This is a genomic window from Psychrobacter fjordensis (assembly GCF_904845995.1).
Taxonomy (GTDB): domain Bacteria; phylum Pseudomonadota; class Gammaproteobacteria; order Pseudomonadales; family Moraxellaceae; genus Psychrobacter; species Psychrobacter fjordensis.
In genome coordinates, this window is record NZ_CAJGYP010000001.1 from 1,393,182 (window position 1) to 1,408,909 (window position 15,728).

Below are 15,728 nucleotides of genomic sequence, written 5' to 3' on the forward strand. Positions count from 1 at the left end.
GAGAGTTAGTGAGTCTGCTTATCACACACTTACTAGAGATTCAGTGCCTTCAACTTCCAATACCGTTTCTTTGGTTGGCTCTTTTCTATACAAAGGGAAAAAATCTGAGCTTAAATCGTTTTCAGTAAACCAATTATTCGCAATCAACGCGGCATATTTGGATGAATTGACAACGAGTCTATAGGTTTTAAACAACAGCTCTTGTGAGCTAAATCCTTTTTTGTATTCATATAACGAATCTAGATTGGAGCCTAGGCCACCACCAAGATGGAGTAAGTTATAATTATTTTCTCTACCCCAATTACGAGCAACATGGGTAATAAGTTTAGACGGTTGTAGATGTATATATGCGTTAAGCGTGCCACCGAGATGGAACTGCATAATACCTGACTCTCTACAGATTGTGTATATCGATGAACCAATGGCTTTGCCGTCTTGATAAGCGGTTATTAGTAGTATTCTGTCTTGAAGGTTTTCAAATAAATTGAAAAAATAGTTGTCATCAAAAAAGTAATACTGGCTAGCGTTAACATGTTCCATCGTTTCTTTATAAATGTTTGAGAACACCATGGCGCTTTCTTTGGTTAGGGACTCAATTTTTGTGACAACCTCCATTTTCATGGCTTTTTTAATGCCTCGACGATGACGGTTTTGAGTCTCGCTCCAGTGTTCTTCTTCTGATTTTGTTAAGTCAGACATTAATGTCAGGCCGTGAGTAAGCGCTTTTCCAACGGTAGGCAGCCATTCTTTATTGATGATTGGATGCAGTCGCATGAATAATGACACACAACCTTTTTCAAAGAGAAAAGCTCTTATGCCTTCTAGTATGAGATCGAGCTGGGCATCGGTTAGCGTCTTGTCCATCACAGGACCGCCGTAGCCGTACGTAGAGGTAGCATCCCAATGCTCTGAGTCTATCTCTCGTATGATAATAGGTAAAAACACTTTCTTATCTTTATAGTGAGCGACTATACCTTGAGGCATGCCTTTATCGACGACGGCTGATGCCGCAATCCAGCCAGATAAATGGTATACGTCAAAATGATAGTCTGATATTTGCTTATCCCATTCTTTATCTATATCTATAAAATCAACTTTTATTGTATCCATTTTTCTGCTTCCTCAGTGTTATGTACTATATTCGTAAATTCACATATATGAATATAACAATAAATTTCGAGGTTAACAAGCCTATCAAAAGCTTTTATGCGTTTTATTGAATATATAGTCCAACAATAAAGCCGTTATTTTTATATCAATAAAAAAAGCAGCCATCGAGTGGCTGCTTTTAGCTATTTTGGTAATAGTCTTGGTGCTTATTTTAGTATGCAGATTTAAGTCTAAATCTCATTTTTTGATAGTTTGTGAGTGATAGGTTTTGGTTGAGGATGCTTTAAATTCAATAAACCATACAAGAGTAGTGTGCCCATTGTCACGACCGCTGCTGATAGATATAGACCAGGGTCATAACTTCCATAAATTTTAACAATATAACCGGTACAGACGGGTGCAATGATTTGAGCTGCACCATACGATAACGTCATTGTTCCCATGAATTTAGCAGGATCACTGGGGAAGAATTTACCAGCCATCGTCAATACTAAACTCACACAAGCAATGAAAGTACCGCCAAATAACACTGCACTGATTATGACCGTCGGTAAGCTGTTATTGAGGGCAGGCAATATGATGCCGATTATTTGCACAAGATAAGCGGCGATTAGTGTCCTAAGATAACCAAACCTCCGAGCAATACGATCCCATACAAGTGCAGCTGGGGTAGCAGCTAAACCAATCAATAAAAAGACAAAACCTCCTTGTCCTTGTAAGCCTTTTGTACTCTCTACGATATCGACGATAAAGGTAGAGCTGACTGCATAACCATAACCTGCACAAAAATAAGCCAGCATCATTAATGATTTGAAAGTCTTGCTTGGTGGATTGTCCTTAATCACTTCTTGATTCTTACTGTCGATGGAAGGGTGTGGCATCCATAACCATGCAGGCACAGCAAAAATGATCGCTAACACAGAGAGTGCTAACCACTGCTGTTGCCAATCTGCTGATAGGGCTTGCATTGCCTCAAACAATAACGACGTAATCACAATGCTCAAGCCTGCACCTGCGAAATGAATCCCGAGCTCAGCACGGTGGTTATTCTTTACCAGCCATTTCAATATCAATCCTGAAGCAATAATAAATCCGCCTGAAGCACAGACGCCAGCGAGGAACCTTAATATCGCCCAAGTGGTTATATCTGTGGTCAGAACCATAGCTGCAGAGGTGACTACACTTAAAACAAGGTAAACACGATGTAAGTTATATTTGTAATTCAGATTATGCATGCTCGCAGCAATCAAAACGCCAAACATATAACCCATAAAGTTCGTGCTGGCTAACCACCCGCCACCTAACTCTGTCAAGCCAGCGCCTTCTTGCATGACTGGTAGCAATAGACTATACGAAAATCGAGCAACCCCTACGGTCACTATCAAGCTGCAAATTCCAGCCATGTATACACGGACTTTCGTGAGTTCTATAGACATTTTTATTACTTCATATCGGAAAGTTATTAACAAAGAATACGTGACTCTGTTAATCTTAAAAATTGAATTATCTAGAACAAAGTATTCTCATTATAAGAACTGTTTAATAAGTGAATAAGGATTTTCACATGGAGATTTTGACGTTAAAGACGTTTAAAGCGGTTGTTGATGAAAACGGTATTAAAGGGGCTGCTGAAAAACTGCATACCGTTCAGTCAAATATTACCAACCGTATCAAAAAACTCGAAAGGGAGTTGGATACCAAATTATTCAATATCATTGGTCGAAAGCTGCAATTAACCCCGAGTGGGCGACAGCTGTGCGATTATGCTGATCAAATTTTACAACTAGAGTATCAAGCCACATCGGCTATGCTGCGAAATAAAGACAGTTATGAATTAATAATCGGTATGCCTGAGACATTTGCTGCTGTCCATATGCCATTGGCACTGAAGCAACTGAAGTTAAACCACTCTGAAATCCGTGCCAAAATCTATACAGATACCAGTGATAGGTTGGTCTTGGCGGTTTTAAATAATAAAGTAGACTGTGCGGCAATTGGCAATGCACCCAAACATCAAGATCTGGTGGTGATTCCTGTTGTCAGAGAAGAGCTGATGATGGTGACGCCATTAGATAGTGAGCATGACCCTGTCTTATTCGTACGCGATGAAGGTTGTGGTTACAGGACACAGGCCATTATTTGGCAACAAGAAGCAGGCAGAGGGTGTGATGAGCTAATGCTGATGAGCAGCGCTGACGGTGTATTGGGGTGTGTCGCTGCGGGATTAGGCTACACCATCATTGGTAAAAATATGGTAGTCGGTAGTCGATATGAAAAATCATTGGTCATGACGCCACTCAATCATGGGTCAAAGCAAGTTCAGCTATCGATTGTTTATCGTAAAGACAGCCCTTTGGCATCAGGCGTATTGACGCTAGCCAAATTGCTAACGGAATAATATGGCATGCTATGGTCTATTCACTATATAACTATGATGCAACTACTACGATATTCATCTCACTCACTACTCTAGGGTATCGACTGCTACCGCTTTTACTACCATTGACACACTATCCTTTGGTGTTCTAGAACTAATTGGTCTTTATCAAGATTGTATTGGCATATCATTACAGTCTTAGCGCCCGACTAACTTGCATCGGACGTCGAAAACCGTTAAAATCGCGGTTTGATTTTCCCGCTGGGGAAAGGCTAAGTGAGCAGAGGAATGGTGTTGGGTGCTGGAATAAGCCAGTGATGCAGCTGCCATACTTATAAATGTCCTTAGTGCCTCAGTTACGTATGCCATTGTTGATTTGGCACATCATTTAAGATGTTGCTCAAAAGCACTATACATACATCGGACATAGAGAGTTTATTATGCGTAAAGATATCCATCCTAATTACCAAGAAGTTTTATTCCACGACACTAACGCTGACGTTTTCTTTTTGACTCGTTCAACTGCTAAAACCAAAGCTACTCGTGAATACGAAGGTACAGAATATCCATACTACCCACTTGATATCTCAAGTGCGTCGCATCCATTCTATACTGGCGAACAACGCAAAACTTCTACTGAAGGCCGTGTTGCTAGCTTCAACAAACGCTTTGGTGCGTTTGGTGGCCGTAAGAAAGCTGCTGATACTGACGCTGCAGAATAATTTACACTTATTGTGTAAATATATTTCGCAAAGCAATAAAAAACCGCTGAATATTCAGCGGTTTTTTTTGTTTGAATTTTAGAGTAGTGTTTTTGAAAGGTGAAATTAAGGCAAGCCCTAAGCAGTCGGCGTGTCTAGGACCTGTACTATCAGCTCTGACAACTGCTGTGCCCAATAGCCATACATGAGGCTGCTAGGGTGAAAGCCATCACTGGCAAACATCACGGCGATATCGACAGGTTTGCCATTAAAGTGCTCTTCTATCATCTTTGCAAAGTCAGTGTCCATATAAGTGACACTGTCATGCTCGGCACAGACTTGCTGCAGTATCCTATCCAAAGTAGATGCTTTGGCACCAATAAAATTATTGAGCGGGGTAGGTATTGCAGGCATTTGTGCCATTGGTGGTAGACTTGAAAAAATCAATTCTCGCACACCAAATTTACGCTGAGCAATAGCAATAATCTCTTCAATCTGCTGCTGCCATTTACGCACAGAGACATTGGCAGTGGTGTCATTGACCCCAACACTTAGCACCATGACATCAATCGCTTGGCTAGGAGTGGGTAGGATATAAAGCCGACGCAAGATATCAAAGCTAGTGTGACCCGTAGTTGCTTGCAATGACCATGTCAGCTCATCAAACTGAGTATGAATAGCAGACTGCTGCTGCAGAGCAGGGATCAGCTTGCCTACTAATGCTTCTTGCTGCGTTTGACTACCAACACCAGCGGCGGCCGAGTCACCAACCACCATGACATTTAGCGTTTTTTGGATGCCATCTTTTTGTGTATTAGCAGACAGGGTATTAGTAGATTGGTTTAATTGAACATGACCATATCTCTCACCATGTGGCTCAGGCAAGCGAACCGTGTCACGCTTAATCCTACGACCTTGATAAAGATAAACAGGGGCAAGGAGGACATCTCTTGCCACTGTCGCCATTTTATTACTATTTATCATATTGCTACCATCCAGCACGCTCTCGAATAGTCGTTAGGTTATCTTCAATTAGCAATTGACCATCGACATAAACGTCACGCAACAGGTTTTCTGCATCAGCAGATAAGTCATCGGCTTTGATGGTTTTAAGCTGTCCGTTGCTGTCTTTGACCAAAGCCAATCGACCTTTTTTTGAGCGTTTCGAGCGGCTAGTAATGGGATCTTTATAGATATCTTTCCATGCACCATCGATAGAGATAGAACTGGCTTTCATCGCCCAGCTCATGGTGTCACGGTTGACTTGCTGTAGTAAGCCACCGCCCATACCAAAGGTTACGTTTTCAGCGCTGAAGCCTGCTTTTAGTATGACATCAATAATCTTGGTTAGGCTTTGTGGGCTGATACCATCACCTTGGATGACTCGTACATAATCTGGTAATACCTTATAGCCTTTACTATTGAGGGTCGTACCGAATTTCACTGCCAAGCGCTCTAATGCTTCGCGGACAACTTTGGTAGGCTCGCCACTGTCTGGTCTAATGACCAATGTGCCGCCCATATTTTTTACGTCGTCTTTTAGGCTGCCACCCCAAATATTATCAATGGCATTCCATAAGTCATAACTGTCTGAGACCACTGAAAAGCTTTTACCTTCGCCACCAAACTGTTCAATCATATTGGCAAAGGCTGCTGTCTCACCGTCACGGCCCCATGCAGTCATTGTACTGTGTTCAGCTGCAGGGATAGAAAACGCTGGCATGTCTTTATCCATTTGATACCAGCGACTGGCAGCTACTAGTGCCGTCATTGAGTCAGTGCCCGCAAAGTTCACCAAATGTGCCAAGCTGCCGAGCGCCACAGATTCCTGACTAGATGCACCGCGTGAGCCAAAATCATGCAGTCTGAACGTAAGCGATTCGGTGTTGTCTGCTGATTTTTCTAGCGCTTTACGAATGATGTCTTTGCAATAATGCGAGACACTGGCGACCGTTGATGGATACCAAATAGCACGTAATAGTGCAGTTTCGATATAGCTTGGTAGCCAGTAAAATTCAGGATCGGTATTGATGACTTGGCAGACGACGTTGGACACGGGCACGATGCTGCCTTCGGGTACGGCTTGGATACGTAATGGTAGATAACCATTGTGTTTGTCCACCAAATGCTCCCAACCAGCACGATTGAAAGTCAAGCCGTGCGCTTGAACGACCATTTCGGCTTCGTCGATATCTTGGTGGGTAATAGGGGTGCTCAGGTATTCTTTGATAAAGGCTTGCAGACCAAAAAATACCACATCATAGTCGCCTTTACGCGCTTCAATGTAGCTTGACAGATACTCACTACCGCTTGGGTATTGCACCCAATGTGAGGTTTTATAGCTGTCGCTGTTAAGAATTAAATTATTTAGATTACTGGTATACATCACAGAACTCCTCTGCTTTGAAATGCTGCAGCTGCTTTTATGAAAGAGCAGTTGCAGCGGTGGACCCTTGCCGTCTATCGACTCGGGCGGTGAAAGCTGTTGTACAGAAACGTGTGCAAAAATGATAAATTAGGTTTAAAAATAAAAAACTAAGAAAATAAATTATATAGACTATAGTCGATTATAAGGTTGTAAATCATGTACTAGTCGGTCAACGTTATGTAAATTTACAATCCAACCATCTTGGTAATAATCGCATAGTGGTCTTCGAACATCATGGTGGCATCAAGCTCTGCCAGCGGTAACCAAAAAGCTTTGGCTGCGTCATCGCCACCTTTTACTTTTGGTAGACCTTTTGGGTCATTTTTAAGCTGAAAGTAAAACGCTTGGGTAATCGTACGACCACGTGCCGAGCGATATGGGTCATCAAAGGTATGCTGACTGTGACAAGAGCCACGCAATACTGGCTCAGGAACTTTGAGACGTGTTTCTTCACGCAGCTCACGAATACAAGCATCAAATAAGGTCTCTTTCGGATTTAAGAACCCACCTGGGAGTGCCCACAATCCACGCCCTGGCATACTACGGCGCTCTACCAACAAGATATGTCCAGACTGTACAATCAAAGCATCAGCCGTCATAAATGTAGGCGGATAGGGGGCGGATTCCCACTGTCTTTTATACTTATCAATGAAATCTGCTTCTTCATGCAGTTGATGATAGTCGTCAGTTTTTTTGAAGTCATTCAGCACTTTACGGGTTGATTCAGGCGTGCGCTCGGGTGTCGGCGTGGCACCCATTAGATAGCTATCTCTAATAGGTGTGGCTGACAGATTGTGATAATTGGGTACTGAGACCGAGTCCCAGTTGGGGAATAGCGATAAGTAATACGATGAGCTGTCTTTTGAGTGACCAATCAACCCAATATCGCTCTGCAAGTCACCAGTGACAGACTTGACGCCTGCTTGCACATACTGTAGCCAGCGGGTGTCGTTGTAGAGTGCATCGTCTAGACCCACGCAGTGAATACGTGCTGCTTCCTCTGCTGAGTAGGCGTCTTTAATCATGGCCGCACGCTCAGCGACGCTGAATGGATTGCGTAAGCTACGTGGCAGGTTGGCTGAGCCAATGAGCATAATCACATCATCCGAGCGCTTTAATGCTTCGTCGATGACGGCTTTATGTCCACGATGGAACGGCTGAAAACGCCCAATGAAAACCAAATAACGATAGTGTTTACTGCTTTTCTGATCAGGGGTTTGTATGTCTGAACTTTGCTCTGATAATTCACTCATAGACGCCAATTTCCTACGACTTATATTTCATTGGTAAAAAATTAATAATGCCAATACTGACACAGCCGATGACTCGCTGACAAGTGGAAAGATGTTTGGGATAGTATAACGGTCAATGATGATGTGACGAGTCCAGATAAATACACCCATAATTTTAATGGGAGTGCTTTTCAATCCAAGCAGTCACTGTTGGCTAGATTTCTTTGGCAGCGTTACGGCTAATCATAATGCAGCCATGAGTATAGTCGTCTAAATCACCATGGCTGAGCGCGTATTCACAAAAGACATTGGCAGGATTTTTAAAGTTACTAGGGCGTGTCATCAATTAGCACATTAATACATTTAGTGGCCTTAAAATGGCTAAATTTTGCTAAACATCGTCAGTAATTTTGTCAATATGTTCATATTAACGGCAATTTCTTCCTTGTTTATCTACAATTTTTCTCATTTTAAGCCTCAAAATCTAATTGATGACACACCCTAGCTTGAGTGCTATATCACAAAATTTTTGGCTACATCTCTATACGGACAGCAGCCACGGTTTTATGGTTTAGCATGTTCTCAAGATTTATCCAAACGGCATGATAGCCAAATCCACCAGCGACCATCTCTTGCTTAGCGTGTTCAATAGACCATTCTTGTTCAATGATTCTATACATAGCGATAATCAGTCCCGTACGGTCAGCACCATGATAGCAATGTACCAGTACGTTCTTATTTTGTGCCTGTAAATCTTTTATCGTATTTAAGGCTTTAGCGATTTCTTTTGGAGTAACATACCACGATTTAAGCGGTTGATTATATAAGTCTAAGGACGTCTCATTAACAATATCAGCTAGTAATTTTTCATCATCATTTCGATCAAAAAAGCGTAAATTAAGGATAGCGTCAATACGATTGGCTTTAAGTAAAGGGATATCAGCTGCACGTAACTGCTCACTTCGAAACAGTAGCTTATCAACTTGATATAAATTGGTCGCCTTATTAATCAAGACTGCATTTTGCGGTAAGGATGGGGGAGCCTTAAGTTGCGTAGCAGCAGTTGACTGGCAGCCGATCATCAGGCTAGTTAGACTCATAGAGCCTGCGACTAATATTGACTTGTAACGCTGTTGCCAGCGATGGTTATGGTCTAAGACAGCTTTGTTCGACCTAGTGCTCAAAAGCTGGTTCATAAGCATAATTCTCATACCATTAGTTTTGATTGGTTATCATTCTACCGCTACAGACTATTTGATAGCCATTATCAGCCATAATAGTTTCAACCCTTGCAGTTGTTGTACATAATAAAGCGCTCATTATAGTAAGTGGCTAAGTGGCATAGCAACTATTGAGTATGACGCTCAATCCAGTCGGTCACCGTTGGCCAAATCTCTTTTGCAGCGTTACGGCTGATCATAATGCGGCTATGATTATAGTCGTCTAAATCACCATGGCTGAGCGCGTATTCGCGAAAGACATTGGCAGGGTTTTTAAAATTATCAAAGAGCATCTGACAACCATGGGTAGGGGAGATAAAGTTGTCCCCTCTAGCACTGATGGCATAGACGGGTATCGTAATATTCGGCATCTGTTGTCGATAGTCTAAAGGCTCGTTGTCAGTGGCAGTTGTATCAGTGCTCGCTTGATTAACAATACTTACATTAAATGCACTTTCATTAAACGTGCTTTGTTTTATGAAACTACTTTTAAAGTTTTTTTGTAGATTCCAGTCGTACCACTGATTCATCGTATAGTAACTTTCGTCACAAGCGCCCATCTTTAATTTTCTGGCCGGAATACTGCCAAGCATTCGCGTGAGTATCTTGGCTGCAATAATTTTCGCATGACTGATAGGCTTTGACGCTGCACCATAAGCTTGGCAGGCGAACATACTGATGCTGTTTATTTTATCGATATAGCGTGGGTTTTGAACTAAAAACATAATTAATCCAATACCGCCGCCACTGTGAGTAATACAATGCACATTATCGAATGTTAATTCGTCAAAAAAATAGCGGAAAGTCGCTTCATAGTCATAAGTAGCCACCGTCTCGAAATTGAATTTTTTTTTTGGCATTGAGCTGTCACCATGACCGCGCCACTCCATGATATAGCAGTGATGTCCAAGGTCAGCTAGATATTCAGCAATTTTTAAGCAAGTTTGTTTGTCCGAAAAGGTCCCGTGAGTCAAAAATATATTTTGAGGTTTTATAATAGGCAAGCTATTTTCTAACGGGTTGGCTATCGTACTGTTTTCTAGAGTATCAACTACTTTCCAAACGGCAATTTTCTCATCATCCTTGGTAGTTATTAGGTGCAACGTCCGTGTCATCATAAAAATAATCCTATCCGAAATATACGTAATATTTGTACAAGGCAATCAAAAGCTACCATGCTCATAAAGCCAGTGCACAAAGTTATTCAAACTATCAATACTACGTCAAAACTAAATGACTTGCTCAGACGAGATGTGAACGGTATCGCATAGCGAAAATGCTGAGTATGCTTGATAAATGGTATAGCTGTCTTTATATAGAGAATAGCTTGGCAGCCAACACAACTATTAAACATGTTTATTTTTCATTGTCTGAATATTGAGTTACTTTGCCAGTAGGTAGCATCATTAAAAAAACCAATGACAACCATTTGCAGCGGCCACCGTTCAATTCACAGTAGCGTGGTCGGAATTGATGCTTGATTCAGGTATAATGAGTGCTATAGATGAATTAAACTTTATACTCATGGCGGGCAGCGTCATACAATAATAAATCTCAAATATTGCTAGCCTGCATATTTTATACAAGCCGTAAAAATTTTAAACATTCAAATTCACGACACAGTAGCCATAATAGATATAGCGTTTGTGTCATAACGCATAGGAAACATTATGAGTGAGCATGACCAAGTTGATAGCCCAGTAGCGCCATCAGCAGACTATGAATCAGCGCTAGATACTGATCAGACTGAAGCAAAAAGCAATATTACGATCACTGAGTCAGCCCAAGGGTACTTAGCGGATTTGTTATCTAAGCAAGATACAGATGGTATCGGTGTACGTATTTTCGTTGAGCATCCAGGTACACCACGTGCAGAGTGCTGTATGGCGTACAACCAGCCAGGCGAAGAAGACAGCGCTGATCTACGTTTTACGTATGACAGCTTCTCTGCATTTATCGAAGCGGCGTCAGTACCTTATTTAGAAGATGCAGTCATCGATTATAATAAAGACCGTTTCGGTGGTCAGCTGACTTTCCGTGCACCAAACTCTAAAGTACCAAAGGTAGGTGCGGATGCCAGTGTGGAAGAGCGCATCAACTACGTATTGCAGTCAGAGATTAATCCAGGTCTAGCAGCGCATGGCGGTGACGTACAGTTGCTGGAGCTGATTGACGAAGAAGGCGTTGGTCTTACAGCCGTATTGAAATTTGGTGGTGGTTGCCAAGGGTGCTCAGCTGTTGATATGACTTTGCGTCAAGGTGTTGAAGTGCAGCTTAAGCAGCAAATACCAGAATTAACCCAAGTCATTGATGAGACAGATCATACTCGTACTGAAAACGCTTATTACAAATAAAAGTCTAGCTGCAAGTTGTAGACTTAAGTGCTAGCGAAGAGTTATTTTAATTAAAAAGCCAAGTTTTGATGAACTTGGCTTTTTTTATTGCTATGATTTGGTAGATTGTTTTTTAGCTGAATTTTCAGTGGTAGATTGTTGATTAATAATTTGTTGATTAGTCATTTATTGATTAATAGCTTTTATCGAAATAAAGGAATATATAATGAGTGACGGACAAGCAGACCAGCAAACAGCACAAAAATCAGAGACCCCTCAACGTCTTGAAACTTTAGCAATTCATGCGGGTTATAGCGTTGAGCCAACGACCAAAGCGGTCGCAGTACCTATCTATCACACCAGCTCGTATGCCTTTGATAATACTCAGCATGGCGCAGACTTGTTTGATTTAAAGGTCGCAGGTAATATTTATACCCGTATCATGAACCCGACCAATGCAGTTTTAGAGGAGCGCGTCGCAGCGCTAGAAGGTGGTATCGGTGCACTTGCCGTCGCATCTGGTATGGCTGCCATCACTTATGCAATTCAGACCATCTGTGAAGCGGGTGACAATATCGTTGCTGTGTCGACCTTATATGGTGGTACTTATAATTTATTTGCCCATGCATTGCCGCGTCAAGGTATCGAAGTACGCTTCTTTGACCACAAAAACCCTGAAGCGATTCGTGATTTAATTGATGATAAAACTAAGATGGTCTTCGCAGAAAGTATCGGTAATCCATTGGGTAACATCGTGGATATTCAAGCACTAAGTGATATTGCTCACGAATACGGCGTACCAGTCGTGATTGATAGTACAGTTGCGACACCTGCGCTATGTCGTCCTTTTGAGTTTGGTGCAGATATCGTCATTCATTCGTTGACCAAATACATGAGCGGTACAGGTACTTCGATTGGTGGCGCAATTGTCGATAGTGGTAAATTCGCATGGGGTGATTATCCTGAGCGTTTTCCATTATTAAACACACCAGATCATAGCTATCACGGTGTGAACTTTGTCAAAGACGTGGGCGCAGCGGCATTTATCGCTCGTGCTCGTGTGGCACCGCTGCGTAATACTGGCGCGGCACTTAGCCCATTGAATGCTTTTAGTATTTTACAAGGCTTGCAGACACTGGGTTTACGTATGGAGCGACATGTACAGAACGCCCAAGCCGTTGCGGAATATCTAAGTGACCATGAGAAAGTTGCCTGGGTGAAATATGCGGGTTTACCGGATCACCCTGAGCATGAGCTTGCTAAAAAGTATATGAAAGGCACGCCATCTGCTATTTTGACCTTTGGGGTTAAAGGTGGTTTGGAAGCAGGTGCGCGCTTTATCGATGCGCTGCAACTGATTACGCGTTTGGTCAATATCGGTGATGCCAAATCACTAGCCTGCCATCCAGCGACGACCACGCATCGCCAGTTGAATGAGCAAGAGTTAGAGAATGCTGGTGTCAGTACTGATATGGTACGACTGTCGATTGGTATCGAACACATTGAAGATATCAAAGCAGATTTAGAGCAGGCACTAGCTTCAGCTTAATACTCTAAGACTCTCATTGAACTGAGTAACTTGCTTATTGAGTGACAAACAAAAAGCCCATAGCGAATTCGCTATGGGCTTTTCTTATTAGCATCAAAAACGTCTATTTATATCACGCTGATAATACACGCTGAGCAATATCTCTATAATCTTGTGAATCTAATCTTGGTCCAAATTGCTGGATAACTTGTGCTGATATTTCGCTGGCAAGTCGACCACATTCTGGCAAGCTATAATGCTGCGATAATGCATACAAGAATGCACCTGAATAGTTATCACCTGCACCATTGGTATCTATAACGTTTGCTACCACAGGTGTAGCAACTTCATAAATTTCAATCTCTGATTTGTCGTCAAGTTTATGGGCGATAGTCGCACCATTAGGGCCATCTGTCACTACTGCTGTGTGACAGTACTCAAGTAGCGCACGTGCGGCGGCTTTGACTTGTTTTTTATCCGTAAATAGCTTGGCTTCTTCGCTATTACAGAATATTACTCCAACTTTATTGCCTAGCATATTGAGTAAGCCGTCTTTGGCAAATTGCACCACCGCAGGATCAGCAAAGCTCACCGCGATTTTCGCATTATGAATACCAGCTTGTTGACGTAATTGAGTCATCGCGGGTTGGATGCTCTCAGACATCGCCAGATATCCTTCTAGATATAGCCAGTCTGCTTGCGTCAACGCATCAAAATCGACATTGTCGGCGACAATCTCACTTGAGGTGCCAAGATAAGTCTGCATGGTACGCTCGCCATCTTCGGTGACGGCAACCACACATGTGCCGGTCACACCGCCTGCATGGATAGATTTATCAGAGGTTGCGACACCTGCTTCGTGCAAGTCTCTGAGGTAAAACGCTCCTTGATCATCATCACCGACACGGCACGCATAAAAAGGCTTACCACCTAGACTGGCAAAGGTATACATCGCATTAGCAGCTGAGCCACCGCCTGCTTGTTTTGACGGGTCAATGTTAGCAAGTTTAAAATACGCGAGTAATTGTTGTTGTTCTTCGATACCAGCCAGCGTCATATGACCTTTGGTCAGTTCTGTCTCATCTAATGCTGCATCAGACAGCACATATTCGTGATCAACCAACGCATTCCCTATCGCCATTACATCGTACATTGCTTACTTCTCCTCAATTAAGTGATAAACGCACATTTTTATATTTAAAAGCTATTCAGCCTGTAGTTCAAGTAGGCGTTGATATAGCGCATTCTTTTTGACGCCTGTGATATCAGCGCCTAATGCCGCGGCTTTTTTGACCGATAAATCCTCTAACAGTCTTTGCAATAATTTGTCATGGATAATGATATCGTCTGAATCCTGAGCGACATTCACGCCGGCGACCACTACGACTATTTCACCGCGTTGTTGATTGTCATCTGCTTTGACAAACTCCACCAACTCGCCAAGTGTACTCTTACGTACTGTCTCAAAGGTTTTGGTTAATTCACGGCAAAACGCGACTTCGCGATCTGCACCAAATATCGTTGCCATATCTTCTAAGCTAGTGATAATACGATGCGGTGCTTCATAAAATATCAACGTCTCAGTACGTGAGTTTAGGGTAGCGAGCTGTTTTTGACGACCATGTGTTTTTGCTGGCAAAAAACCAATAAAGCTAAAGCGATCTGATGGCAATCCTGCGACTGACAGTGCAGCGATGGCAGCAGAGGCACCAACGATAGGGGATACGGCGACGCCAGCAGCATGTGCTGCTTGTACCAATTGATAACCTGGGTCGCTGACTAATGGCGTGCCAGCATCGCTAATCAAAGCGACCGAATAACCTTGCTCAATCATCTCAATAATCTTTGGTGTTTGAATCGCGCTATTGTGCTCATGATATGCCCACAGTTTATTGTGGCCTTTTTGCTTTGAGGTGGTATCCGTATCGTCTACAGCGCTGTTTTCATTATGATTAGGAAATGCTGTTTTTGCATCGTCGGTTTTGCTGCCTTTGGTATCAATACCAAAGTGTGACAGCAGCTTACCTGAGGTACGGGTGTCTTCACAGGCAATGATGGCGACTTGCTTTAGGACATCAATTGCATGCGGCGTCATATCGCTCATATTACCAATCGGCGTGGCAACGATATATAGACAAGCTGGCATCGCGGTAGGGCTAGACATGAAAACCTCGGAGTATTAAAAGCGGGAATGAAAATATAATGTGGCACGGTTGCCCATATCATCATCTATTGTATTTTTCAGTCAAATAATGAGTGAGTAAATATCTATCAATGACATAGCTAGGGCGTGCGAAAGTGGTTAGTTTAGCATGATGTGCTATGATAATTCTGAAATGTTAACCAGACCAATCGACATCATGGCGAACCATAAACCTTTGACACTCACTTCACCAAAACAGCGCCAAGGCAGCCTGTTTGAGCAGCACGCGTGTGAGTTTTTACTGGCACAAGGATTAAGGCTGATTACGCAAAATTGGCAGCAGCCAAAAGTGGGCGAGCTAGATTTGGTCATGATGGAAATAGGACAGGCGTGGTCAACGTTGGTATTCATCGAAGTTCGCCAACGCAAGCAGTCAGAATTTGGCGATGCAGCCATTAGCGTGACAGCGAGTAAGCAACGCAAAGTTATCAATACCGCTCGCTATTTTTTGCAGCAGCATCCTGAATATAGCGATTATGAATGCCGGTTTGATGTGATTGCTTATAATACGGCTAGCAATGTAAGCCAAACAAGCCAGCAGGTAGACATTCAACCAGAATGGTTTCAGGGTGCCTTTGTGGCAGATGCATGGTGAC

15 protein-coding genes are annotated in these 15,728 nt (G+C 42.6%); 5 read left to right on the forward strand and 10 right to left on the reverse strand.

The window, feature by feature from the left end; translation table 11 throughout:
* Window positions 1–21: 21 nt before the first annotated feature.
* Together JMW61_RS05865 and JMW61_RS05870 are read right to left on the reverse strand one after the other, a co-directional pair.
* The gene (locus tag JMW61_RS05865) at window positions 22–1,110 is read right to left on the reverse strand and encodes a GNAT family N-acetyltransferase (protein ID WP_201549924.1); all 1,089 of its coding nucleotides are present in this window, start codon (window positions 1,108–1,110) and stop codon (window positions 22–24) included.
* A gap of 230 nt (window positions 1,111–1,340) precedes the next feature.
* Entirely contained in the window at window positions 1,341–2,546 is a 1,206-nt protein-coding gene (locus JMW61_RS05870; RefSeq protein WP_201549925.1) for a YbfB/YjiJ family MFS transporter, read from the reverse strand.
* A gap of 128 nt (window positions 2,547–2,674) precedes the next feature.
* Here JMW61_RS05870 and JMW61_RS05875 point away from each other — a divergent pair, with 128 nt between their 5' ends.
* On the forward strand, window positions 2,675–3,508 hold the full coding sequence (locus JMW61_RS05875) for a LysR family transcriptional regulator (protein ID WP_197218532.1): 834 nt from the start codon (window positions 2,675–2,677) through the stop codon (window positions 3,506–3,508).
* A gap of 419 nt (window positions 3,509–3,927) precedes the next feature.
* Window positions 3,928–4,209: a type B 50S ribosomal protein L31 gene (locus JMW61_RS05880; protein ID WP_110924187.1), complete on the forward strand. Its 282-nt coding sequence runs from the start codon at window positions 3,928–3,930 to the stop codon at window positions 4,207–4,209.
* Window positions 4,210–4,326: 117 nt separating this feature from the next.
* Here the strand turns inward: JMW61_RS05880 and JMW61_RS05885 are convergent, their stop codons facing one another.
* The 6 genes from JMW61_RS05885 to JMW61_RS05905 form a co-directional block, all read right to left on the reverse strand.
* Entirely contained in the window at window positions 4,327–5,172 is an 846-nt protein-coding gene (locus JMW61_RS05885; RefSeq protein ID WP_227687368.1) for an SGNH/GDSL hydrolase family protein, read from the reverse strand.
* Between the two features lie 4 nt (window positions 5,173–5,176).
* Window positions 5,177–6,574, reverse strand: coding sequence for a nicotinate phosphoribosyltransferase (locus JMW61_RS05890; RefSeq protein WP_201549926.1), 1,398 nt, complete (start codon window positions 6,572–6,574; stop codon window positions 5,177–5,179).
* A 227-nt stretch (window positions 6,575–6,801) separates the two neighbouring features.
* Window positions 6,802–7,869 (reverse strand): bifunctional nicotinamide-nucleotide adenylyltransferase/Nudix hydroxylase, encoded by a 1,068-nt coding sequence (locus tag JMW61_RS05895; RefSeq protein WP_201549927.1) that lies wholly within the window; start codon window positions 7,867–7,869, stop codon window positions 6,802–6,804.
* A 193-nt stretch (window positions 7,870–8,062) separates the two neighbouring features.
* Window positions 8,063–8,191, reverse strand: coding sequence for a hypothetical protein (locus tag JMW61_RS14340; protein WP_265090103.1), 129 nt, complete (start codon window positions 8,189–8,191; stop codon window positions 8,063–8,065).
* A 190-nt stretch (window positions 8,192–8,381) separates the two neighbouring features.
* Window positions 8,382–9,044, reverse strand: a complete 663-nt coding sequence (locus JMW61_RS05900; RefSeq protein WP_201549928.1) for a dual specificity protein phosphatase family protein — start codon at window positions 9,042–9,044, stop codon at window positions 8,382–8,384.
* Window positions 9,045–9,196: 152 nt separating this feature from the next.
* Window positions 9,197–10,186 carry an alpha/beta fold hydrolase gene (locus tag JMW61_RS05905; protein WP_201549929.1) on the reverse strand — a complete coding sequence of 330 codons (990 nt, stop codon included), beginning with the start codon at window positions 10,184–10,186 and terminating at the stop codon, window positions 9,197–9,199.
* A gap of 552 nt (window positions 10,187–10,738) precedes the next feature.
* Between JMW61_RS05905 and nfuA the strand changes: the two genes are divergently transcribed.
* Window positions 10,739–11,422 (forward strand): Fe-S biogenesis protein NfuA, encoded by a 684-nt coding sequence (gene nfuA, locus JMW61_RS05910; RefSeq protein WP_110924191.1) that lies wholly within the window; start codon window positions 10,739–10,741, stop codon window positions 11,420–11,422.
* Window positions 11,423–11,627: 205 nt separating this feature from the next.
* On the forward strand, window positions 11,628–12,950 hold the full coding sequence (locus JMW61_RS05915; RefSeq protein WP_201549930.1) for an O-acetylhomoserine aminocarboxypropyltransferase/cysteine synthase family protein: 1,323 nt from the start codon (window positions 11,628–11,630) through the stop codon (window positions 12,948–12,950).
* Window positions 12,951–13,062: 112 nt separating this feature from the next.
* On the opposite strand, the gene JMW61_RS05920 is transcribed toward JMW61_RS05915, so the two are convergent.
* Together JMW61_RS05920 and rsmI are read right to left on the reverse strand one after the other, a co-directional pair.
* On the reverse strand, window positions 13,063–14,082 hold the full coding sequence (locus JMW61_RS05920; protein ID WP_201549931.1) for an adenosine kinase: 1,020 nt from the start codon (window positions 14,080–14,082) through the stop codon (window positions 13,063–13,065).
* A 51-nt stretch (window positions 14,083–14,133) separates the two neighbouring features.
* Window positions 14,134–15,093, reverse strand: coding sequence for a 16S rRNA (cytidine(1402)-2'-O)-methyltransferase (rsmI, locus tag JMW61_RS05925; RefSeq protein ID WP_201549932.1), 960 nt, complete (start codon window positions 15,091–15,093; stop codon window positions 14,134–14,136).
* Between the two features lie 148 nt (window positions 15,094–15,241).
* Between rsmI and JMW61_RS05930 the strand changes: the two genes are divergently transcribed.
* Window positions 15,242–15,727: a YraN family protein gene (locus JMW61_RS05930; RefSeq protein ID WP_197135167.1), complete on the forward strand. Its 486-nt coding sequence runs from the start codon at window positions 15,242–15,244 to the stop codon at window positions 15,725–15,727.
* Window position 15,728 lies beyond the last annotated feature (1 nt).

Coding starts and splice junctions, on each gene's coding strand:
- JMW61_RS05895 (WP_201549927.1), bottom strand. CDS start 7,869: ATGAGTGAATTATCAGAGCAAAGTTCAGACATACAAACCCCTGATCAG.
- JMW61_RS05880 (WP_110924187.1), top strand. CDS start 3,928: ATGCGTAAAGATATCCATCCTAATTACCAAGAAGTTTTATTCCACGAC.
- JMW61_RS05865 (WP_201549924.1), bottom strand. CDS start 1,110: ATGGATACAATAAAAGTTGATTTTATAGATATAGATAAAGAATGGGAT.
- JMW61_RS05930 (WP_197135167.1), top strand. CDS start 15,242: ATGATGTGCTATGATAATTCTGAAATGTTAACCAGACCAATCGACATC.
- nfuA (WP_110924191.1), top strand. CDS start 10,739: ATGAGTGAGCATGACCAAGTTGATAGCCCAGTAGCGCCATCAGCAGAC.
- rsmI (WP_201549932.1), bottom strand. CDS start 15,093: ATGTCTAGCCCTACCGCGATGCCAGCTTGTCTATATATCGTTGCCACG.
- JMW61_RS14340 (WP_265090103.1), bottom strand. CDS start 8,191: ATGACACGCCCTAGTAACTTTAAAAATCCTGCCAATGTCTTTTGTGAA.
- JMW61_RS05875 (WP_197218532.1), top strand. CDS start 2,675: ATGGAGATTTTGACGTTAAAGACGTTTAAAGCGGTTGTTGATGAAAAC.
- JMW61_RS05905 (WP_201549929.1), bottom strand. CDS start 10,186: ATGATGACACGGACGTTGCACCTAATAACTACCAAGGATGATGAGAAA.
- JMW61_RS05900 (WP_201549928.1), bottom strand. CDS start 9,044: ATGAACCAGCTTTTGAGCACTAGGTCGAACAAAGCTGTCTTAGACCAT.
- JMW61_RS05920 (WP_201549931.1), bottom strand. CDS start 14,082: ATGTACGATGTAATGGCGATAGGGAATGCGTTGGTTGATCACGAATAT.
- JMW61_RS05915 (WP_201549930.1), top strand. CDS start 11,628: ATGAGTGACGGACAAGCAGACCAGCAAACAGCACAAAAATCAGAGACC.
- JMW61_RS05885 (WP_227687368.1), bottom strand. CDS start 5,172: ATGATAAATAGTAATAAAATGGCGACAGTGGCAAGAGATGTCCTCCTT.
- JMW61_RS05890 (WP_201549926.1), bottom strand. CDS start 6,574: ATGTATACCAGTAATCTAAATAATTTAATTCTTAACAGCGACAGCTAT.
- JMW61_RS05870 (WP_201549925.1), bottom strand. CDS start 2,546: ATGTCTATAGAACTCACGAAAGTCCGTGTATACATGGCTGGAATTTGC.